Genomic DNA, 21,776 nt, shown 5'->3' on the forward strand with positions numbered 1-21,776 from the left:
AAATAGTGGTTCGAATTCGATAAACGATGGTAAAGCGCTTTGTGCCGGTCTCATAAGGGAATCCCGACGGTTGGTATTTGCGCTCGGTTTTATGGTCGCTTCTTGGAGAAAGAGTGTAGTCGTGATTGAGCGATTTAGCAGGGATCAAAACATTGGAGGAGTTGAAGAGGCGTGACTTAGCTCACAGGCTAATTAAATTGTTTGGCAAAAAATCCGTGGCCTTGGCGCAGGGCTTTGCGAGATTATGCCTATTTGGAGTGGTTTAATAAGAAAGGCCTGTTACGACCGCACGCAGAGAACATGCGTTCTTAAGTGAGCTAGTGTGCCTAGCTCACTTTGTTTAGCGCAGCGATGTATGAACTGCAAATAAACGCTAATTCTCGTTGAGCTCAGCGCTCGACTTTGCCTCCGATTCAGCGACTAAACGCTTTTTCAGATCGGGTTCAAGTTCCTTCCAGTGCGTGTCCATTAGCGCTCCTTCAAGCGCATATAACATCACTTTTGAAACGCTAATACCGCGACGTTTTATACGGGTATAAGCTTCAACAGATCCCACTTCTTTCAGATCTGCGTAGCTGCTAATTCCGACCGCGCGCAGGATATTCACCGACGCAACGCCAAGGTTCTTTAATTGAAGTAGGTCACTATCAACTTCAGCCAAAACTTCGAGTCCCCAAACAAATGAACATATTGATGTTGGCCCTGTTGAGGATACCAATTGTCAATACACTCCTGATTCATTACTCAGAGGCTGCATATAGCCAGCGGTTATAATACATGATCGTTTAACGACTGCAATTTGTTTTTATGAAACGGTTCACTACTTAATCATATTAAAGTTGGCGCGGTAATCATTTTTTTAATTTGTATGAAATTCAGTCGCCCATGTGTACTTCGGTAACATTGATGGAGTCGAATCCAGTTGTATGACCTTGCGGGTTTGTTTGAACTTTCCGACTTTTATCTTATATAGGTGAGTGTTAACGACAATGACAGGAGTGCGGACTAGTGATTAAATGCAGCCTTCGTTAATTTTCCAGCGTTTTATTTATGATGACAGCAATTACTGATGTCCAGGTATTGGGGCAATCTGAAGATCATTTGGTCTTTGTCCCTGAATTTGATTGTTTGCTTCATATCGATGTGGTCTCCCCGCTGCGACAATTGGCAAGTTTGGCCAAAAAGGCGGGTTTCGAGCTGGCAGTAGCAAGTAGCTTCAGAAGCTTTGATCGTCAAAGAGACATTTGGAATGCGAAAGCCACAGGTTCTCGACCAGTGTTGGATGATGAAGAGCGGGAAGTCGATATCTCCCGGCTTAATGGCTGGTCCCTGGTTCAATCAATTCTACGGTGGTCCGCATTGCCTGGCGCTTCTCGCCATCATTGGGGGACGGATCTTGATGTTTACGATAAGGCCGCTATGGTCAATGGGTATGAATTACAGCTAACGGCTGCCGAGACTAAAGACGGCGGTCCTTTCGTTAGGTTTCACCAATGGCTAACGGCGCAAATCGATAGTCAGCAAGCCTGCGATTTTGTGCGTCCTTATGCCGTAGACAGGGGTGGTGTTGCTTGCGAGCCTTGGCACATTAGCTATAAGCCAGTGGCAAAACAATTCGAGAAAGCCCTCAGTGCCGATTTGTTATGGAAGGCGATAAGCAAAGCGGATTTATCTCTTGGTGATGAGGTACTGAAGAACTTACCTGAGATTCACCAGCGGTATATCAGCGCTAACTTAGCGTGATCTATCAACCTGCACTGATTCCTGACTAAATTGTCCTTAATAAACCTTTAAAAATCTCACCTTTCCTTCTCTGATTCGCTCGTTTAGAGTTGCTCTACTACGCTTATAGTGAGTAATACTTATTAATTTATAAGTCCATGAGCTCGCTCTTCCAAATAGCAACAAGACAGATAAATAAATAGCAGAGGTGGTGAGTGTTAGATTACAAAGACCATGAAGGTTTGGGTTTCTTAATAACCGACGTATCTCGCCGCTTGCGGCATGCATTCCAAGTGAGAATTATCGGCAGCGAGCTGACTCTCGCGCAGGCAAGGGCTTTGCTGTATCTATCTCGTATACCTGGTTTAAGGCAGGTCGAATTGGCGGAAGTATTAGAGTTGCAGCCAATTACGGTTGCGCGGCTTATCGATCAACTAGAAAGCACTGGTCTTGTTGAGCGTCGGCCAGATCCGAGCGATCGCCGTGCTTATAAACTTTATCAAACCAAAAAAGCTGATCGTTATATTACTGATATCGAACGCGTTATTACTGGGATTCGCGCAGATGCATTGGCGGATTTAAATCCTGAGCAAGTTGATATGGTGTTCAACGTACTCCATCGGATGCGTGATAACTTGCAGGACGGCTAACAGAAAAAAAGCAAATCGATACTCTCTACAACTAAAGACTTGATGTGCTATGAAAAATAAAAAAATAAAAAAAATAACCTTACTCGGGATCGTCCCGGTCGTTTTTATTTTACTTTGCGTATTCGTTTACTTGCGTGGTGGGCGCTATGTTGAAACTGATAATGCTTACGTGCGCGCTGATATTATCCCAATCAGCGCGGAAGTATCTGGAATTATTAATATTCTAGCCGTACGTGAGAATCAGCGAGTCGATAAGGGCGATTTGTTGTTTCAAATTAATCCACAACCATATTTAGTGGCCGTGTCGAAGTCCGACGCGAAACTGGGCGAAGTCAAAGCGCATTTGGAATCGCTGAGAAGCAGCTACGAAGAAAAACAAGCTGGCATTGTTCTCGCTGAAAAAAATTTAGAGTTTGCACAAAGAGAATTGCAAAGACAGATTGATTTACAAGGTAAAAATTTCGTTTCCGCTTCTGTATTGGATAATTTGCGTCATGCGGTGGAAACTGCCGAACAACAAATTAATGTGCTCAATCTAGATTTAAAAACAATTTTGGCTTCACTTGGTGGTGATATAAATGCGCCACTGAGCGCACACCCATCCTATAAAGCAGCCTTGGCGGAATTAAATTCCGCGGAGCTCGATTTAACTTACACTGAGGTTCTAGCGCCGAGTTCAGGAGTTGTTAGTAATGTGCCGATATCAGGTCAGTATGTTCGTGAAGGGAATATGATGATGGCTTTAGTTGCCGACGATAATTTTTGGGTTGAAGCTAATTTTACAGAAAAAGATTTAACAAATTTGGAAATGGAGCAAGAAGTCGCGATTAGAGTTGATACCTATCCCGACGCGAGGTGGCAAGGTTCTATTGAAAGTATCAGCCCAGCGACAGGCGCAGAATTTGCAATTTTACCGCCACAAAATGCGACCGGTAATTGGGTAAAGGTGGCACAACGGGTACCGGTTAAAATTAAAATTAAAAATACAGAAGATTCGCCGGGCTTGCGATCAGGTCTTAGCGCAGTTGTTAGAGTTGATACGAAAAAACAACGAGAGTTATTAGGGTTTCATTGGTAGTGAGCGATGGCTGACGAACCTGGACCATCATCAAACCACTCTTCTTCATCGACATTCGTTGATGAGCATCCATCTTCTGCTTTTAATAACAAGCAAAGAGTTTTAATTACCTTATCGGTCATGCTAGCCACGATTATGCAGGCGATAGATACCACTATTGCTAACGTTGCTTTGCCGCAGATGCAAGGATCGATGGGGGTGTTTCAAGATCAAATTTCATGGGTGCTGACTTCTTATATTCTCGCGTCCGCGATTTTTATTCCTCTGACGGGTTTTTTATCTGGCCGCTTTGGTCGTCGCCGTGTTTTTATCACTGCGGTGATTGGGTTTACGCTGACGTCAATGCTTTGTGGTGCTGCGCAAGATATTTATCAAATTGTAATTTTCAGATTTATCCAAGGGGTATTCGGCGCGCCGTTAATTCCATTGTCGCAGTCAATCATGTTAGATACTTATCCAAAAGAAAAACATGGGTCGGCAATGGCTGCTTGGGGAATGGGGGTGATGTTGGGGCCAATTATCGGTCCTACTTTGGGTGGATGGCTGACGGAATATTTTACCTGGCGTGCAGTTTTTTATATTAATTTACCCATTGGGTTGTTGACTTGGCTTGGCTTGACGATGTTCGTAAAAGAAACCGCCGTTGATAAAAAGAAACACTTTGATGGTATGGGATTTTTTTATCTAGCAATTGCTATCGGCGCGCTGCAAATGATGCTGGATAGAGGGAATTCTCTAAACTGGTTTGATAGCGGAGAGATTATTATCGAGGGATTGATGTCCTTGTTGTTCTTTTATTTGTTTTTAAGCCATACCTTTCTCACCGATCAGCCATTTATCGATCCGCGAATGTTTGCGGATAAGAATTTTGTTGTTGGTATTGGTTTTATGTTTGTCGTTGGCGTTATTTTAATGACCGTGATGACCTTGTTACCGCCTTTTATGGAAGGGCTGATGGGGTATCCGATTCTAGATGTGGGTATTTTGTTGGCGCCTCGAGGATTAGGCACCATGATAAGCATGATGATTATGGGACGAGTCATCTCGAAGACAGATCCGAGGATTTACATTTTCATTGGTCTAGCGGCTATCATGGTTTCGCTGTGGCAAATGTCTAGATTTACTCATGAGGTCGACAGTACGGCAATATTCACCACTGGGTTCCTGCAGGGCTTGGGTTTAGGGTGTATTTTTGTTCCTTTATCGACGCTGACATTTTCGACACTGGAGGCGAAGTTTCGAAATGAGGCTACTTCGCTTTATAATCTGATTCGAAATTTGGGAAGCAGTATCGGCGTGTCTGTGGTTATTACTTTGCTGTCGCGAAACACTCAGAGTAATCACGCTGTTTTTGTTGAAGACTTAAATTTCTCGAATATCGGTTTGCGCCAAGCGGTTGAGGCGGGTTCTGTCGATCTGTCAACGGTGCAAGGTTTGGCGGCATTGAATGGCGGCGTGTCGCAGCAGGCTTTTTTATTGGCGTATTTACAGGATTTCAGGTTCATCATGTGGCTTTGTGTGTTTGTTTTTCCATTCTTATTGTTATTAAGGCCACCGAAAGCACAAACATAGAATGTAACTTGAGCGCCAATTTATAAATTTTTTTGCGCTTAGCTATAATGTTAGATCTGATCTATCGACACTATAATTGAGAATATAAAAATGGAAACCAAATTAGTTTGGCAAAAAATTCGTGATGAGGCTTCGCTTGTTGTAAAAGAAGAGCCGGCGCTCGCCAGCTTTTATTATGCGGCGATCTTGAAGCATGACTCTTTGTTGGATGCCATTAGTTTTTTACTGGCGAATAAGTTAGATAGTGACACCTTACCGGCGATGACGATACGTGAGATTGTTACTGCAATAATGATAAAAAATCCGAGTATTGAAAGCGCGATTATTCGAGATATTGTTGCACATAAGGAAAGGGATCCCGCATGCCATTTATTTCTAACCCCCTTGCTTTATTTTAAAGGTTTTCACGCATTACAAGCACATCGTATCGCTCATGAGCTTTGGTTGGCGGGGCGAGAATTTTTGGCTTTGTATTTACAGAATCAAATTTCAGAAAGTTTTTCAGTGGATATTCATCCCGGTGCGGTGGTGGGTAGCGGCATCATGTTGGATCACGCAACGGGAATCGTTATTGGTGAAACTTGCGTGATTGGCGATGATATTTCAATTTTGCATTCGGTTACTTTAGGTGGAACCGGTTGTAGTCAAGGCGATCGTCATCCAAAAATTGGCGATGGTGTTCTGATCAGTGTCGGCGCAAAAATTCTCGGAAATATTGTGATCGGCGCCGGCGCTAAAATTGGTGCCGGAAGTGTGGTACTTGCTGATGTCCCTCCACATACAACGGTGGCCGGCGTCCCGGCGCAAATAATTGGGCAAACCAATGAGCAGCAGCCTGCATTGTCGATGCAACATCTTTGGAAAAAAATGGATTGTGATTAAACTCTCAGAATCTTAATAATATTTCTCAGAGTTTGGAAAATACTTGGGGAATTGAATATAAATTGGAAGGCAGTTATTGGATGTTTTTCAAGCTTGAAGCACGATGCTCCTTTAGCCAATTCAGAACACTTTGTCGGCTTTGTAACATATCTTTGTAGGTTTTAATGACAACGGTGTTTGGGGTTCTTTGTTTTTCTAGCTGGATAAGTCGATCTTCAAGAAAGGCTATATCAGATAACACTTTTTTTGCCATAGAGTCATTGTCGTGTGGAATGACTTCCCGATTTGCTTTGTTACTAGGTTGCGCTGAGGACATCGTTTTACTCCGCTTAGCTCCATTACATAAGATCTGTGAGCACATTTAACGCTTATATATTTACCCTAGCAGACCCTCGTCTATCCAATGGAATATCTGCGAATAAAGAAAGCCAGTTACAATGCAAAAAACCTGTAAGACACTATTTAGCGAATAAAAAAAGCGACGATGCAAGTAATGCTTTCGGCCAAAATAATGGCACCAGTTAATGTTTTCTGAACTAAACTTACCGTCAAAGACTAATCAGGCGTCGATCGTCAATTAGTTGTCTCAAATGTAAGCTCCGTAATCGCGAGTTTAAAAAAATTACGTTAGGATTGTGGCGATTAAATTTGCTTGAAAGGCGGTAATTGGTGGCAGAACCATTATTTGACATTGTGTTTCGTGGCGACATCGTTCTTGGTCACAATATTCAGGACGTAAAACAACGTTTAGGTCAGTTGTTTAAAACGGATCCAGCGAAGATTGACGCTCTGTTTACCGGCGGGGCTGTGTCCTTGAAGCGTAACGTCGATGCCGCAGCTGCGGAAAAGTATAAAGCTGTGCTGACCAAGTCTGGAGCGCAAGTTCAAATACGGCCAGCGGGGGTAGCCGCTGCCAAGCCCAAGCCAGCCCCGAAACCCAAGCTGCATCAAGATGCTTCGCAAACACCGACCCCAAAACCACCTCGGCAAGACCAGCCAGAGGAATCTCTTGTTCAAAGCAATCCACAGCAATCATCGGCAAACAAACCGCCAGAGTCTGAAGGTTTGAGCTTGGCGCCGGTTGGCTCCTATCTATTAGAAGGTGCAGATAAAAAGCATCAAGTGCCGCTAGAGATTGATACCAGTGGAATTAGCATTAAGCCAATGAGTGGCGATCTGCTCGAAGAGTCCGAGAAGCCTAAGGTTCCTCAAGCAGAGGTTGCGGATGCAGACTTTGATCTCGCTGAAGCGGGGTCAGATTTGTTGAAGCAAGAAGAGCGTAAACAGGTTGTACCGGTTCAGCTTGATGATTTGGTTTTTGATATTGCTGAAGTGGGGTCAGATATGATTGATCCCGCGGATAAGCTGCCATTAGCAAGTGTTGAGATCGAAGTCGGCGAGTTTGATCTTGCTCCAGTTGGTAGTGATATGAACCAGCAGAAAAAACCTCCTCCTCCCCCTCCACCCGATACTAGTGCAATTAAATTGGCCGACTGATACACCTCCGATCGAGCTTTCTATTGCTCGTCTGCTGCCAAAAACCCTCCATTTTTAGCGCTTACACCAAACACTTATAAAGTGTGGTGTTGTGATGGCATATTTCTTGTTATCTCTGTGTGAAAGCTGAATGAAAGCCGAGTAAAAATGTAGAAAAACATCAAATTTAAGCAAATTTTAGTGAATGCGCACTGCCTAGGTGCCAAAAAGTGCTTGAGTCCATTTTTTTTCGCACCAAATTAACGCCAATTTATTCACAAAGGAACCAAAATAATGCTTTTTGGCCGTAGTGACCGTAACAAAATTAAGATACTTGATAAAAAAGTTGTCGAGTGGAAGTACACCACCTGCGGCTATTGTTCTACCGGGTGTTCGATAGAAGTTGGCCTAGATAAGGCGGGAAAAGCTGTTGCTACCCGCGGGAAAGCTGATGCCGATGTAAACCGAGGCAAGCTGTGCATCAAGGGAATTTTTGAACACGAGTTGTTTGACGCGGCGGGTCGAGGCACTACGCCTATTATTCGCGATAAGTTTTGGGATCCCTGGCAAAAAACAGATTGGGATAGTGCGCTGGATAAAACCGCCAGTGAAATAAAACGTATTCAAAGTACCTATGGTCGCGATGCCTTCGCCGTCGTTTCTACTGGTCAGATCATGACTGAGGAATTTTATACGCTGGGCAAATTAGTGCGCGGTTGTATCGGCACCAATAATTACTGCGGCAATACCACTCTATGTATGGCCTCTGCGGTTTCAGGCTATAAACGATCCTTCGGCTCCGATGGCCCCCCTGGTTGTTATGAAGATTTTGAACATACCAATTGCCTAATGGCTTGGGGTTCAAACTTACCGGAACAGCATCCGATCATTTATTGGCGATTGAAGGAAGCGTTAGAAAAACGCAAATTCCCCGTCATCGTGGTTGATCCACGAGTGACAATGTTTGCGCAATTCGCTGATATTCATTTGGCAATTACTCCCGGCACAGATGTGGTACTGCAAAATGCGTTAATGCATGTGATTCTCGCTGAGAATTTACAAGATCAAGACTATATCGATGTGCATACCAACGGTATAGAAGAGCTAAAAGCCTGCGTAAAAGATTTTGACCCCACCAGTGCTGCAAAAATTTGCGGCATCGACGAAGACACGATTCGCCACGTTGCCCGTCTCTATGCAAAAGCCGATAACGCAATGGGTATTTGGACAATGGGAATCAATCAGAGTACTCATGGTTCCGACGGTGTTGTGGGCATTAATAATTTAAATTTAATTACCGGCAATGTTGGTAAGCCAGGCGGAACCTCCTTGTCGATTACTGGCCAATGTAATGCGATGGGAACGAGGGAATGGTCTTCGTGTTCCGGTTTGCCAGGTTATCGCTATTTAGAAAATGAAAGTGATCGCGAAGAGATTGCGGATTTTTGGGGCATTGAAAAAGACTTTTTCCCAACACAGCGTGGCTTAGCGATGACGGATATTTTCCCAGCTATTGAAACCGGGCAGATAAAAGGTCTGTGGTTGGTCGCTACGAATCCGATGACATCAATGCCTAATACGCCGAGAATTCGCAAAACGCTTGAAAAGTTAGAGTTTCTCGTTGTGCAAGATTCGTATCAAGATGTCGAGTCAAATCAATATGCCCATGTTTATTTTCCTGCTGCTGTTTGGGCGGAAAAAACTGGATGTTTTACCAATACGGAAAGGCGAGTGAATCTGATTCGTCCGGTAGTAAAACCACACGAAGAATCAAAACCTGATTTTTGGATTTTCTCTGAATTGGCGAAGCGTTTCCCCAACGGAGAAAAAATTAAATTTCCTGAAACACCCTCAGAGGCATTTGATGAAATGAAATTGCTTTCTAAAGGCGATGATCGCACTTTAGATATTTCCGGCATGAGTCATGATCTCATTGAAAAACAAAGTGGCATCCAGTGGCCATATCGCGAAGGAACAAGTAATGAAAAAGGCGATCAGCGACTTTATGTTGATGGGAAGTTTCAAACCAGTGATGGGAAAGCAAATTTAATCCCTTTGCCATTTATCGATAACAATGAAAAGCCTTGTGATGATTATCCTTTTTGGTTGAACAGTGGGCGTGTCGTTGAGCATTTTCACACTCGTACGCGAACCGGGAAACTGGGCAACTGTAATAAGTTTAGTCCAACTCCCTACATGGAAATGAACCCAGATGCCGCAGCGGAACTTGGAGTAAAACACCAAAGCTACGTGCGTTTAGTTTCTCGTCGTGGTGATGCGGTTGTCATGGTACAGCTTACGCAACGCGTATCACGAGAAATGGTATTTATTCCTTTTCATTTTTATGATTGCGTTAATCGTTTGTCCTTGGGTTTGTTAGATCCCCATTCTCGCCAGCCTGCATTTAAACAATGTTCAGTGCGGATTGAGCATGTTGATCAGACTTTTGCTGCAAAATTAAATGCACAGCGTAGAACGTACTAAATTTTGTCGTTGTTATTTTGCGGTTTAATTTGAAATATATTTAGTAAATAATTTGTTAGAGGTTGCAGATGTTAGCTTTGCTTCGTTCGGTTCGAGATCGTTTAGACAATATTGGTCGAGAGCCAGATCCGATTTATACAGAACCCAAAAAATTGTGGGAGCATCGCCCCAATGAGCAAAGCTATGCGAAGCTAAATGACCCAACAACAAAGGAAGCAAATTGTTATGGACAAAAAATTGATTTGTTGGAATTGACGGGCCACAAATTACCCGCGAACGAAGCACTGTTTATTAACGCAAACCCCGCCATTGGTGAAAACCCTAATCGATATAAGCAACACGGTTTTCACTTTACCGCGGACAACTGCATCGGCTGCCATGCTTGTGAGGCGGCTTGTAGTGAAAAAAATGGCAACCCGGCGCACATCAGTTTTCGTTCCGTCGGTTATGTTGAGGGCGGAACTTTTCCTGATTACAAACGCATGAATATTTCCATGGCGTGTAATCATTGTGATGATCCGGTGTGCTTAAAAGGTTGTCCAACGCGAGCCTATACAAAACATTTGGAATATGGCGCCGTGTTACAAGATCCAGATACTTGTTTTGGTTGTGGTTATTGCACTTGGGTATGTCCTTACAATGCGCCGCAACTCGACCCAGTAGAAGGCCAAGTTTCAAAATGTAATATGTGTGTTGATCGTCTCGAAGAGGGTTTAAAGCCTGCTTGCGTTTCTGCTTGTTTAGGTAATGCATTAGATTTTGGTGTTGTCGATAACACCCCACAAAATCGCGAACAAACTCTAACGAAAATCCCCGGCTTCCCCGATCCCTTAATCACCCAGCCCAATATCCGATTTCAACAAACTAAAACCATGCCCAATGAGGTAACTCGAACTGATTCTATGCCCTTAAAGTATGCGAAGGATGATGAGGGAAACTTCCGTTCGGTGGTAGATGAAAAGCAAGGTAAAGAAACTTTCTGGAATCTATCTAAATTAAGTTCTAGAGAAAATCCTTTAGTGTTTTTTACCTTATCAACTCAAGGCGTTATCGGTGCATTTATGATGGCCTTTTTAGCACCTTGGTTTGGGGTGAGTAGTATTGCCAGTTTTCAGCTTACTGCTTGGTATCCCTTCTTTTTAGTTGCGCTTATCGCTTTGCAGCTTGGCGGTTTAATTCTTTCGACGATTCATCTCGGTAAACCTTTGCGCTTTTATCGGGGCTTTAATAATTTACGTCACTCGCCCTTGAGTAGAGAGGCGTTGGGCGTTGCCATGTTCCTCGCTATGTTGTGTGCATACACCTTCTTCTCTATTTTAAATGGCTGGTTAGAAATCAAGATTTTGAGCGTGTTTGCAAACGTATCGGCATCCCTCGCCATTATTTCCGGTGTTGTTGGCATGTGGTTTATGCACAATATTTACCGCATTAAGGCGCGGCCGTTTTGGAATCATTGGCAAGTTATCACTAGCTTCTTCGGAACGATGTTTAGTTTTGGTGGGATTTTATTAGGGGTGTTTTTAATTCCGGCGATTCTGCTCAATGCAAATGAAATGCTACCTACTGCGATTGCATTAATTGGGGCTTTGGCGTTCATCGGGTATGCCTGTGAAAGTATCGGCTTGTTGTTTCATGCGAAGTACTTGGATTCTGAAGCCGGTGAGGGTGCCGCAGCACATTACATTCAATGTACAACCTTTGGCAAAACTTACTATCTACGTAACGCGCTTTTGCTAATTTCAGTAATATTAGCGGGCGTTCTAGTGTTTGCAGAGTTTCCATCTACGCTGTCGCTGGTAATGGTATCTCTATTGTTGGTAACTGGCGTCGTTGCTTCGCTCGTTGGCCGAGCGCTTTTTTATATATTAGTCATTCCCACGACTATGCCCGGCGCTTTCTTTTGGAAAAACAAAGGCTTCGAGCAGCATGCAAGAGACATTGGACTGGCGAATATGCCGCAAGTTGGTGTGATTCCTGAGCTACATTGACGTCAAATGTCTTAAGCCATTGTTTGTAGAACGTTATATTAAAGGTCAAAATAATGTTTTATGCGCTAACGATAAGATGAATTCTTGATGGAATGCCTACCCCTTTTTTAATTCTAAATTAAGGATGATTTAGCATCTTAATTAAGAAGCTAGCACTTACCTTTTCTATTAAGTTTTTTAAGGCTATTGCCAGCAAGTTCAGTTGCTATGAGAAGGGTGTAAATGCCTATATTCGATTGTGGACTAATCGCTTTCTGCATTCAGTTTCTATTTGTGCTGCTTTTGAGGTGAAGAGACGGGCGTTTGTTGATGTCTTAGCAAGTCAAATTGTGATCTAGTTCTCGTTTTTGGTCTCGATAAAAATTCCCCTGTTGTAAGCCTTATTTCGATATTCATAATCGACTGCGCATTCTAAAAAGCTGAAGCGCTGGTAAGTTTTCTGAGATTATCAGAAAGCCTTAGTTTCCGTGAGCGTGTCTCAAGCTTTTAGACTTTCTATTATGCGTTTTTGCGATATGTTGGCGTACCTGTTCTGAATCCACCGGATTCTTTTTGTAGAAAGGTATAAAAAATAATTAATACTTTAAAGGGAAAGTTTATGTTTACTACAAGAAAAAGTCAGCTGGCTAAGAAAATTGTTGGGTGTGGAGTTTTATTATCGATGTTTTTGGCGACATCTGTTTCTGCACAAGATTCCAAAACTCGCAGGATTAACTGTGACGGCAACAATAATAAAACTATTAATAAGCTAATCAATAAATCTAATCCAGGCGACACTATTTTGATTCGCGGTACTTGTTTCGAAAATGTGGATTTAAACAAAGGCGTAACACTTAACGGTAACGGCGTTGGAGTTATTGTTCCGGCAGATTCACTTGCTCCCACAATTCGTGTTTCTGCTAGAAATGCCACAATTAAAGGCCTCACAATTGATGCACCCAAAGAAGGTACGCAAATATTAATTACTGACCGTTCTTTAGCAACAATTGAAAATAATAATATTGGCAACGCGACTATTTATGGTGTGGCAGCTTTTGATATGAGTTCCGCCTCTATCGTTGGAAACAACATCTACAATAATGGAACTGGTGTATTTGCTGTTGAAACGTCCACACTTCGCGTTGGTTTTAAATCGATGGCGGCTAACGAGTTGCTGCCAAATGTGATTGAAAATAACAATAACGGTATTACAATAGCTCGCGCATTTGCAAATATTTCCGGCAATCAAATTATAAACAATACCAATATTGGTGTTGTGATTGCTCGAACCGCATCAGCGCGGATTGCAGGTAATGAAATTTCTGGGAATAATATTGGTATTGTTAATACAACCAATTCCACAACTGATTTGGCTTTGAGCGACGATGGTGTGGGTTTGTTTGGATTGCCTAATTTTGGTGTTAATACCCAATTAGCCCTGTTTTGTAATTCTGGTTTTACCTCCGGAATTGTAGGGCCAGACTTTAACCCTGCTATTGCACAGGATTCTTGCGAAAGCCAACTAATTTTCCCCGTTGTACCTGTGCCTCCACCAGCCCCAGCCCCTTAGTTTGAACGTGTGAAGTATCGAATTCTAAAGTCGAGTTTGAATAGGGCGTACTACTTGTTAGTACGCCTTTTTTTGTGGCTCGGTATAAAATCTTTATCATCAACAAGGTTATAAATTCTATTTATTTTCGCTGCCGTCAGTGTTCAAGTACGGATTCGAGAAAAACATTACCTACATAAATATCTAAAGGATTCCTTCGATGAGTGAATTACTAAAGCGCGGCAAAGATGTAATTAGAGAACAACCGTTTAGCGTTTTGTTAGGCGCTGAACTCATTGCGTGGGAAGAGGGCAGTGCTGAGCTTGCACTGAAAGTTCGTGAAGAGTTAAAACAACAACACGGATTTGTTCATGGTGGAGCAGTTAGCTATTTGGCGGATAATTGTCTCACTTTTGCAGGTGCTTCAACCTTGGGCAATTCGGTGACTTCTGAATACAAAATTAATTATCTTCGTCCTGCAATTGGCGATGCTCTGATCGCTAAGGCTACGGTTTTGTCGTCAGGAAAACGACAAGCAGTCTGCGAATGTAAAGTTTATGCGCAAGGCGATAAAGGTGAGGTATTGGTAGCGGTAGCTCAGGGTACTATTGCGAAAGTGTAGTGGGCGATTAATCTTCGCTAGCTAAGATTTGTTCACATTGTCTAGCAGGCAGTGTTCGATCAACTTAATAATAATTCTAAGACTTCTTACTGCAACAAAATTGAAATTTTCCCTCCATCTAAATGTAAGAACTTCCCGGTAAAGTCCGCTTAGTTTCAATTTTTGAAACCCCTAACGATAAATTTACCGCGTCGCTAGACAACGAATGTCTGGCAGGAGTCTTATTGATGAAGTTTACTAAAACAATAGTTGCTGCAAGTTTCACCCTGCTTACCTTGGCCAACGCAAATGCTGGCGGAAATCACTATAAGTATTATTCCAAAAAACAAGTGCTTCCTAGTTATCAATTAAACAGCCCTTGGTTTTTAGATGGTGAAACAAGTGTTGATTCGAAAACAGTTTTTCCCAGTAGAGCCAAAAATGTCATTTTGTTTGTTGGTGACGGAATGGGGGTGTCCACCGTTACGGCTGCAAGAATATTGGAAGGGCAGCAGAAAGGCATGGAAGGTGAAGAAAATAATTTAAGTATTGATCTTTTCCCATTCACGGGTTTAGCCAAAACCTATAACGTCGACGCGCAAACACCTGATTCTGCCGGGACTATGACTGCAATGATGACGGGCGTTAAGACTGACGTTGGTGTTATTGGCGTCGATGAAGATATTGTACGTGGGGATTGTTCAACAGTATTTGGTAATGAATTAGTCACCGCTTTAGAGTTGGCTGAGCTCGCTGGAAAATCAACGGGTGTTGTTTCTACCGCAAGAATCACTCATGCAACACCTGCAGCAACCTATGCAAAATCTGCCGACAGAAATTGGGAAGATGTATCAGATATGCCTGCTGCTGCAGTCGAGGCCGGTTGCGAAGATATCGCTTCCCAGTTGGTGAATTTTGAAGAGAATTTGCAAATGCGATTTCCTGGCGCAAAACAAATTGACGGAATCGAAGTCGTGTTCGGTGGTGGCCGCAGACATTTTTTGCCAAAAGATTCTGCTTATAACAGTCCTGATGCAGTGAGCAGTGTTGAAGGGGATCGTACCGACGGAAGAGATTTAACGGCAGAGTGGCAAGAAAAATACCCTAAAGGAAAATACGTATTCGATCAGGCTGGATTCAATGAAATAAATCCTTATCGAGCAGAAAAGGTGTTCGGATTGTTTAATGAATCCCATATGCAGTATGAAGAGGATAGAGAAAACGATATTGCTGGAGAACCTTCACTGACTGAAATGACGGACAAAGCAATTGATATTCTCCGGAGAAATCGCAAAGGATATTTTCTAACGGTAGAGTCTGGCCGAATTGATCACGGGCATCATGCGGGCAGTGCTTACAGCGCCTTGACGGACACAATTGAATTTGCAAATGCAATTCAATCGGTGGTTGATTCTGTTGATATGCGCGAAACACTTATCATTGTGACAGCTGATCACGGCCACGTATTTACGATTGCGGGTTACCCTAAGCGAGGAAATCCAATTTTGGGTAAGGTTGTTGGTGTCGGAGCGGATAGCCCAGCGCTGGCTGGTGATGGTATGCCATATACGACTTTGGGTTATGCCAACGGTTTAGGTTTTCGCGATTTAGGCAACGAAACTGATGCTGATGCGTCTTATGGATTACCGGCTGATGCAGGGCGTGTTGATCTGTCTGGTGTGGATACAGAATCCAGCGGTTATCATCAGGAAGCTTTGGTTCCTCTCGGTTCCGAAACCCATTCAGGTGAAGATGTGGCAATCTACGGTAAAGGACCTGGTTCGTATCTCGTTAGCGGTACCAACGAGCAAAGTATTATTTTTCATATTATGAATAAAGTTGGTTTGTTAGAAAAAACTGCAGCTCGACGATTGAAATAAATTGTCTAGGCAAAACTGATACGGGCGTCTCAAGGGTGCCCGTATTTTTGTTGGCGCTTTATAAATAAATTGATGTGAGTACATATGAAAACTATTTATTTGGGAATGATTTTTTCGCTCTTTCTTTTTTCTTTGGCGCTAAGTGCTGCCGAGTCCGATTGTATTGAAAATCAGGATAAGCTTGCGATTAATTATCTTCAAAAAGTTGTTGATAGTCAGTCCGGAAAGACCAGTGAAAGAACCGTTGTTTTGTGGAGAAATGGTGAGCAGGTTGCTATTCAATATCCCGATATTGGAGTTGCTGAGCTATGGGAGAAAACTTCTGTTGGGAAACTTCGCTTAGTGCGATATTTTGAAACGGATCGGCGCGGTATTGAATACCAGCCTAGCGAGATCAATGAAGGGCGTGGTGAAAGTGATTGGGATCTTAAGAATCAACTCATTTCGAAAGCTTTTATTTCGAAGCTAAATTTAGTTTCAACTAAGAAAGAAAATTGTATTGAATCGCAACACTATATTTCCTCTGACAAAACGCGAAAGCTTACTTGGGTACCGAAGCAAAGTTTCTTCAGTTATTTGAGCTACCGACAAGGAGAACTAATGATCGAATGGAAGCTACGCGATTTAATAGATTCTCAGGAGGTCGTGAATCAATATTTTTCTGTTTTGTCGTCTTACCAAACAACCGATTATATTGACATCGGAGATAATGAATCCGATCCTTTCTTTTTAAAAATGATTCATTTGGGTTTTGTTGAGCATGGGGCCTCAGGGTTTTACGACGCTGAAGGAAATTCATTGGATAATCATCACCATTAAATAATCTTTTCTCTAAAACCAAGATGCTCAACTTTCTAGAGTATCTTGGATTCTTCATACGCTTTTCTCGTCTTGTTATTTGGCTCCTCAACTTAGCTGCGTTATATTCCTCCTGTCGAAAAATTTAGGCTTTTAACGCTTTGCTTTTTCAAGGTGAAGTCATGCTGTATGTAATCCATAAATAAGGGAAAACTGATGAATCAACATGAAAAAATAAATTATATTGAATTTCCAGCTAAGAATTTGGTGGCAACCAAAGCATTTTTCGAGAAAGTCTTTTCTTGGCAGTTTGTCGACTACGGCCCCGAGTACACAGCTTTTTCTGATCAAGGTTTGGACGGTGGTTTCTATCAATCTGACTTAAAGGCTTCGGTCGACAAAGGTAGTGCCTTGGTGGTTTTTTATAGCAGTAACCTGGAAGAAACCCTAGCAAAAGTTGAGTCTGCAGGAGGAAAAATAATCAAACCAATATTTAGCTTCCCCGGTGGTAGGCGTTTTCAATTTGCGGAACCCAGTGGAAATGAATTGGCCGTTTGGTCAGATCCTGCTTAATACTGCTAAAGAAATCATAGGTTGTTTAAGAACGAGATTCCGCGGTGTTTGTGATAGTTGTTATTGAATTTCGACCGGCTTTAATAATGTGGTAATATTTCCGGCCCTTAGCTCTTTAGAAATTTTGTAGCCTTACCTCTTATCCCACAGACAAGCGAATATGCCCCAGACAAGCGAACGCCCAGAAACTGAAATTATCGAAACCACCTCGGCGGTGGTTTTTGCGAATCCGCATGCGACTCATTATTCGCCGGAGCAGATTTCAGCGTATAAATCGAAAATAAAGCGATTGTTAAAAGAGCACAATTCCGTGTTGATCGCTCACTACTATACCCACCCCTTGGTTCAAGAGCTGGCGGAAGAGACGGGCGGCTGTGTTTCTGATTCTCTAGAAATGGCGCGATTTGGCAAGAATAGCGATGCCGAAACCGTAGTGGTAGCTGGGGTTAAATTTATGGGTGAAACCGCCAAGATTCTGAGCCCAGAGAAGCGGGTTATCATGCCGACTTTGGAGGCAACCTGCTCACTAGATTTGGGCTGCCCCATCGATGAGTTTTCCGCTTTTTGTGATGCGAATCCAGATCGTACCGTCGTTGTTTATGCGAATACTTCTGCTGCCGTGAAAGCACGTGCAGACTGGGTAGTGACGTCAAGCATTGCACTAGATGTAATCAATTATCTCGATAGCCAAGGTAAGAAAGTCCTTTGGGCGCCTGATAAGCATCTCGGAGCCTATGTTAAAAAGCAAAGCGGTGCAGATGTCTTGCTTTGGGATGGCGCTTGTATTGTTCATGAAGAATTTAAGGCGCAAGGTATTATCGATTTAAAAGCTCAATATCCTGATGCCGCAATTTTGGTCCATCCAGAATCTCCGGCAGCGGTTGTGGATATGGCGGACGTTGTCGGTTCAACTTCGCAAATTATTAATGCCGCGAAAACGCTAGAGAATAAACGATTTATTGTTGCAACTGATCAGGGCATTTTTTACAAAATGCAGCAGACTTGCCCTGACAAAGAATTTTATATTGCGCCCACTGCGGGAACCGGCGCCACCTGCCGGAGTTGCGCAAATTGCCCCTGGATGGCGATGAATGATCTCGAGCGTCTTGCTCACGTGCTGGAGTTCGGGGGTGATGAGATCCATGTTGATCCTGAGCTAGGAAGGCGAGCAATGGTTCCGTTACAGCGCATGTTGGATTTCAATAGTTCTCGCTAACTCTAGTTTAGCGCTTTTTCCGCCGTCAATTCAGCGCCAAATCAATTGGTGACTCTCGACCATTCTCGTACCCCGTGAATAAATACTATTCAGCTTGACAATGCTTCCGCTAGTCACTACAGTAATTTCTGTAAATACAGAAATTACTGAAATATAACTCGGTTTCCATTGGAGATAGTGACCATGACAATTACGCCCGTAATGCAGAAATATATTCTTCATTGGGGAGAGATGGGTACACGGTGGGGGGTGAATAGAACTGTGTCCCAGATTCACGCTTTGTTATATCTGTCCCCGACTGCCTTGACGGCGGAAGACATCTCAGAAATGTTGTCTGTCGCGCGCTCTAACGTCAGTACCAGCATCAAAGAACTGCAAGCCTGGGGTTTGATCTCTTTGACACCAGTAATGGGAGATCGGCGAGACTTCTTTACTGCTAAAGGAGATACCTGGGAAATGTTGATGACGATAATGGAAGAGCGCAAAAAGCGAGAGTTAGAACCAACGCTGACTTTGTTGAGACAGTGTGTGCTAGAAATGGAAGACGATACCGAAACCCCTAAAGAGGTAAAGATAAAAATTTCATCAATGCTGACCTTCGTTACGACACTAACGGATTGGTTTGATCGCGTAAAAACGCTACCTAAAAGCACACTAATTAACTTAATGAAAATGGGTTCCGCCGTCGCCAAGTTGTTACCGGGGAAAAGTAGCTAAAGATGCACTGTGCTTTATTAAGATCTTGTCGAGGCAAGCTATTGATAGCTGAAAGGTAATAATGTTATTAGAAAGCAATGAAAAATTTACCCCTGAAAATCGAACCGAAGAAAAGATATGTTTGCTTTACGACCGCCAGTGCCCTGTATGCCGTTATTTCGCAGATACATATGAGCTAACAAATGATCATATAGAGCTGGTTAATGCGAGAGAACAAAGTGCAATATTGAAGAGAGCAGCAGATCGAAACTTCGATGTTAATAATGGAATAGTTCTCGTCGTTGGAGAAAGTTTTTATTTTGCCGAAGACGCGATGGTTCAATTGGTGAATAGGCAACATTTTCCAGGTCCGATTGGTTTTGTTATCGGTCGTATTTTTAAATATCCCCGCCTAGCTAAATTGGTAAATCCAATCCTGGTTTTTTTAAGAAAAATATTGTTAAAGCTGCTCGGTAAGCAGCAGATTAGCAAAAATACGGTTTATAGAAACGCTAACACTAAATTTGAAAAAAGCGAGCTAAATAATGAACGAGCTTGACAGCATCATGAAGGTTCATATGGGTAGAGATTATTTTACCTTGCCACCCTTGCTTCAGCGAGTTCACGATGGCAGTACCCGTCTGCAGGGTTTCGTTCAAGTGAAGAACGGAAATTTACTGGCCAAAATTATATGTAGAATTTTCAAATTTCCCAAACAACTTTCTAATTGCCATTTGATTGTTGACTGCCGCCATGACCTGGATTCAATGGGCTGGCTTAGGAATTTTGACGGGTTAATTATGGAATCTAGTTTCTATTTAGAAAACGACAACCTCGTTGAAAAATTAGGCCCCTTGGCCATGGCAACCAAGGCGCGTTCAAAAGGCGGAACGTTAGTGTATGAGTTTTTTGGAACTAAGTTTTTCGGTGTTCCTATGCCAAGATTACTTTCGCCGATAATCGTGGCTTACGAAGAGGCGAGAGAGGATAAATACTTTTTCCAAGTTGAAGTAAAAATGCATCTGATCGGTTTTGTGCTTGGGTATGGCGGTGAATTAGAGGTTTCGAAGTTTTGATTTAACCCTCCTATTGTCGTTGAGTGCGACGAGACGATATGTAAGTTGTTTACTTTTAAGATCCAGAAGTGTTTTGCAGATAGTTTTTTTAATATTTTAGGTTATTCGAAAGTCTATTAAATAAAGGAGGCCATATGACTAGAAATCCACCTCCCATTCCTGCTCTAGAAAGATCAACTTACAGGACTTTGCTTGGAGAGCATGCCTGGCAAAACCTTCACCCCGATATTCGGGAACGATTTATGGAGAAAAATGTTCACAGGGACGTTACCTACCGGGGAGTTATGCAAGAAGTACGGGCTTCTTTTCTTGGCAAGATATTGGCAAATTGTTTTCGATTAATCGGTTCACCTTTAGCCTTACATGATGGTGAAAATATTCCGATTACCGTAAGAGTTTATAGAGATGAGATCTTAGATGGGATGACCTGGGATCGATTTTATTTCTTTCCTAATGGTTCCGTTGATCGAGTTAGATCAACCAAGTGTATACGGCAAGAATCAGGTTTGATTGAGGTCGTTGGTTTCGGTTTTGGTATGTATTTGAAATTGTCTGAAGAGAATTCCGCATTATTTTTCGAGAGCAAAGGATTTTTTTGGACTTTAGGTAGATTTAAAATTCCTATCCCAGACTTGCTGACTCCGGGTAAAACAATCGTGAGTCAATCCGCAGAGAGAAATCAGCAATTTAAATTTACTCTGGAAGTGCAACATAGGTATCTTGGAAAACTATTTCATCAAGTTGGTTATTTTTCAGCGCAGTAATAGTTTCACAATATAACCCTTCCTGAGATCAGTAAATTATTTTGATAGTCAGCGATCGAAGAGTTTTAGTAGCGTTACTTGTGCATTTTTTGTTGTAGCTGTTCGTATACTACTCCTGAAGAGTTAAGCTTTAAACCGTTTTCAAATCTGAGAGAATCTTGATGTAAGTCATTGCTTAGTGATGTGTTGTTGCGCAGTATCCCAAGATATCCAAAAATATTAGGAGTGGTTATGAGACATTTTAAAATAGTAGTTTTGGCGGGGATGCTGCTAGCGTTGACCGCTTGTACAAGTCAGCCAATCTATTCTCCTGCCACTCGTGCTGATGGGCCGGGATATTCCGAAACTAAACTAACAGACACACGGTATCGAGTAAGTTTTGTCGGTCAGGCAAGCACGTCGAGTAACAAAGTAAAAAATCTGGCCTTGTTGCGAGCAGCTGAACTTACTTTATTAAATGAATATGAATGGTTTCAGATTGTCGATAGAGAAACGATTGGTAGATCTCGAAATACCGAGCCGAGAATTTCAATTGGTGTTGCAACTGGCTGCCATCCATTCGGTTGTCGAGTGATAGGCTCGCGTTGGTATACGGGTGTTAGGCTTGACAGTGAGCGTTATGTTGATCGCTACCAAACGAGTATGGAAATAATTTTGGGGAAGGGCGAGCCTGACGACCCGACTAAAGTTTACGATGCGCGAGAACTAGAGAATAACTTGCGACGAAGTTTGGTGTTGAACTAGCTTGTCTTGTTCATATTGCGAAAGCTGAAGAGCCAAAATTATTGTGTA

General features: G+C 42.6%; 21 protein-coding genes. 19 read left to right on the forward strand and 2 right to left on the reverse strand.

Annotated elements, in window-relative coordinates:
- Positions 1-373: 373 nt before the first annotated feature.
- The gene (locus ACYUCY_RS02425; RefSeq protein WP_460225105.1) at positions 374-661 is read right to left on the reverse strand and encodes a TfoX/Sxy family protein; all 288 of its coding nucleotides are present in this window, start codon (positions 659-661) and stop codon (positions 374-376) included.
- 389 nt (positions 662-1,050) lie between these two features.
- Here ACYUCY_RS02425 and ACYUCY_RS02430 point away from each other — a divergent pair, with 389 nt between their 5' ends.
- From ACYUCY_RS02430 to cysE, 5 genes are all read left to right on the forward strand, one after another.
- Positions 1,051-1,743, forward strand: coding sequence for a M15 family metallopeptidase (locus ACYUCY_RS02430; protein WP_460224850.1), 693 nt, complete (start codon positions 1,051-1,053; stop codon positions 1,741-1,743).
- Positions 1,744-1,937: 194 nt separating this feature from the next.
- A complete protein-coding gene (locus ACYUCY_RS02435) occupies positions 1,938-2,372 on the forward strand; it encodes a MarR family winged helix-turn-helix transcriptional regulator (RefSeq protein ID WP_460224851.1) in 435 nt (144 codons plus the stop codon).
- Positions 2,373-2,421: 49 nt separating this feature from the next.
- Complete coding sequence (locus ACYUCY_RS02440) at positions 2,422-3,450, forward strand: HlyD family secretion protein (protein WP_460224852.1); 1,029 nt, start codon at positions 2,422-2,424, stop codon at positions 3,448-3,450.
- Between the two features lie 6 nt (positions 3,451-3,456).
- Entirely contained in the window at positions 3,457-5,022 is a 1,566-nt protein-coding gene (locus tag ACYUCY_RS02445) for a DHA2 family efflux MFS transporter permease subunit (protein ID WP_460224853.1), read from the forward strand.
- A gap of 90 nt (positions 5,023-5,112) precedes the next feature.
- Positions 5,113-5,904 carry a serine O-acetyltransferase gene (cysE, locus tag ACYUCY_RS02450; RefSeq protein ID WP_460224854.1) on the forward strand — a complete coding sequence of 264 codons (792 nt, stop codon included), beginning with the start codon at positions 5,113-5,115 and terminating at the stop codon, positions 5,902-5,904.
- Positions 5,905-5,977: 73 nt separating this feature from the next.
- Here the strand turns inward: cysE and ACYUCY_RS02455 are convergent, their stop codons facing one another.
- Positions 5,978-6,220, reverse strand: coding sequence for a hypothetical protein (locus ACYUCY_RS02455; RefSeq protein ID WP_460224855.1), 243 nt, complete (start codon positions 6,218-6,220; stop codon positions 5,978-5,980).
- Positions 6,221-6,573: 353 nt separating this feature from the next.
- On the opposite strand from ACYUCY_RS02455, the gene ACYUCY_RS02460 reads away from it, so the two are divergent.
- From ACYUCY_RS02460 to ACYUCY_RS02525, 14 genes are all read left to right on the forward strand, one after another.
- A complete protein-coding gene (locus ACYUCY_RS02460; protein ID WP_460224856.1) occupies positions 6,574-7,401 on the forward strand; it encodes a hypothetical protein in 828 nt (275 codons plus the stop codon).
- Positions 7,402-7,674: 273 nt separating this feature from the next.
- Positions 7,675-9,864 (forward strand): molybdopterin oxidoreductase family protein, encoded by a 2,190-nt coding sequence (locus ACYUCY_RS02465; RefSeq protein WP_460224857.1) that lies wholly within the window; start codon positions 7,675-7,677, stop codon positions 9,862-9,864.
- 68 nt (positions 9,865-9,932) lie between these two features.
- Positions 9,933-11,852 (forward strand): DmsC/YnfH family molybdoenzyme membrane anchor subunit, encoded by a 1,920-nt coding sequence (locus ACYUCY_RS02470; RefSeq protein ID WP_460224858.1) that lies wholly within the window; start codon positions 9,933-9,935, stop codon positions 11,850-11,852.
- A 598-nt stretch (positions 11,853-12,450) separates the two neighbouring features.
- Entirely contained in the window at positions 12,451-13,401 is a 951-nt protein-coding gene (locus ACYUCY_RS02475) for a right-handed parallel beta-helix repeat-containing protein (RefSeq protein WP_460224859.1), read from the forward strand.
- Positions 13,402-13,600: 199 nt separating this feature from the next.
- Complete coding sequence (locus ACYUCY_RS02480; protein ID WP_460224860.1) at positions 13,601-14,002, forward strand: PaaI family thioesterase; 402 nt, start codon at positions 13,601-13,603, stop codon at positions 14,000-14,002.
- A 227-nt stretch (positions 14,003-14,229) separates the two neighbouring features.
- Entirely contained in the window at positions 14,230-15,861 is a 1,632-nt protein-coding gene (locus tag ACYUCY_RS02485) for an alkaline phosphatase (RefSeq protein WP_460224861.1), read from the forward strand.
- Between the two features lie 84 nt (positions 15,862-15,945).
- Positions 15,946-16,680 (forward strand): hypothetical protein, encoded by a 735-nt coding sequence (locus tag ACYUCY_RS02490; RefSeq protein ID WP_460224862.1) that lies wholly within the window; start codon positions 15,946-15,948, stop codon positions 16,678-16,680.
- Between the two features lie 195 nt (positions 16,681-16,875).
- Positions 16,876-17,232, forward strand: coding sequence for a VOC family protein (locus tag ACYUCY_RS02495; RefSeq protein ID WP_460224863.1), 357 nt, complete (start codon positions 16,876-16,878; stop codon positions 17,230-17,232).
- A 160-nt stretch (positions 17,233-17,392) separates the two neighbouring features.
- Positions 17,393-18,448, forward strand: a complete 1,056-nt coding sequence (nadA, locus tag ACYUCY_RS02500) for a quinolinate synthase NadA (RefSeq protein WP_460224864.1) — start codon at positions 17,393-17,395, stop codon at positions 18,446-18,448.
- Between the two features lie 183 nt (positions 18,449-18,631).
- On the forward strand, positions 18,632-19,165 hold the full coding sequence (locus ACYUCY_RS02505; RefSeq protein WP_460224865.1) for a GbsR/MarR family transcriptional regulator: 534 nt from the start codon (positions 18,632-18,634) through the stop codon (positions 19,163-19,165).
- Between the two features lie 61 nt (positions 19,166-19,226).
- Positions 19,227-19,703 carry a DCC1-like thiol-disulfide oxidoreductase family protein gene (locus ACYUCY_RS02510; protein WP_460224866.1) on the forward strand — a complete coding sequence of 159 codons (477 nt, stop codon included), beginning with the start codon at positions 19,227-19,229 and terminating at the stop codon, positions 19,701-19,703.
- Complete coding sequence (locus ACYUCY_RS02515) at positions 19,690-20,220, forward strand: DUF4166 domain-containing protein (protein ID WP_460224867.1); 531 nt, start codon at positions 19,690-19,692, stop codon at positions 20,218-20,220. The genes ACYUCY_RS02510 and ACYUCY_RS02515 overlap by 14 nt, the downstream gene beginning before the upstream one ends.
- Positions 20,221-20,354: 134 nt before the next feature.
- Positions 20,355-20,984, forward strand: coding sequence for a DUF4166 domain-containing protein (locus ACYUCY_RS02520; protein WP_460224868.1), 630 nt, complete (start codon positions 20,355-20,357; stop codon positions 20,982-20,984).
- Between the two features lie 231 nt (positions 20,985-21,215).
- Positions 21,216-21,728, forward strand: coding sequence for a CC0125/CC1285 family lipoprotein (locus ACYUCY_RS02525; RefSeq protein WP_460224869.1), 513 nt, complete (start codon positions 21,216-21,218; stop codon positions 21,726-21,728).
- Positions 21,729-21,776: the final 48 nt, after the last annotated feature.

The organism is Aurantivibrio infirmus (genome assembly GCF_054767315.1).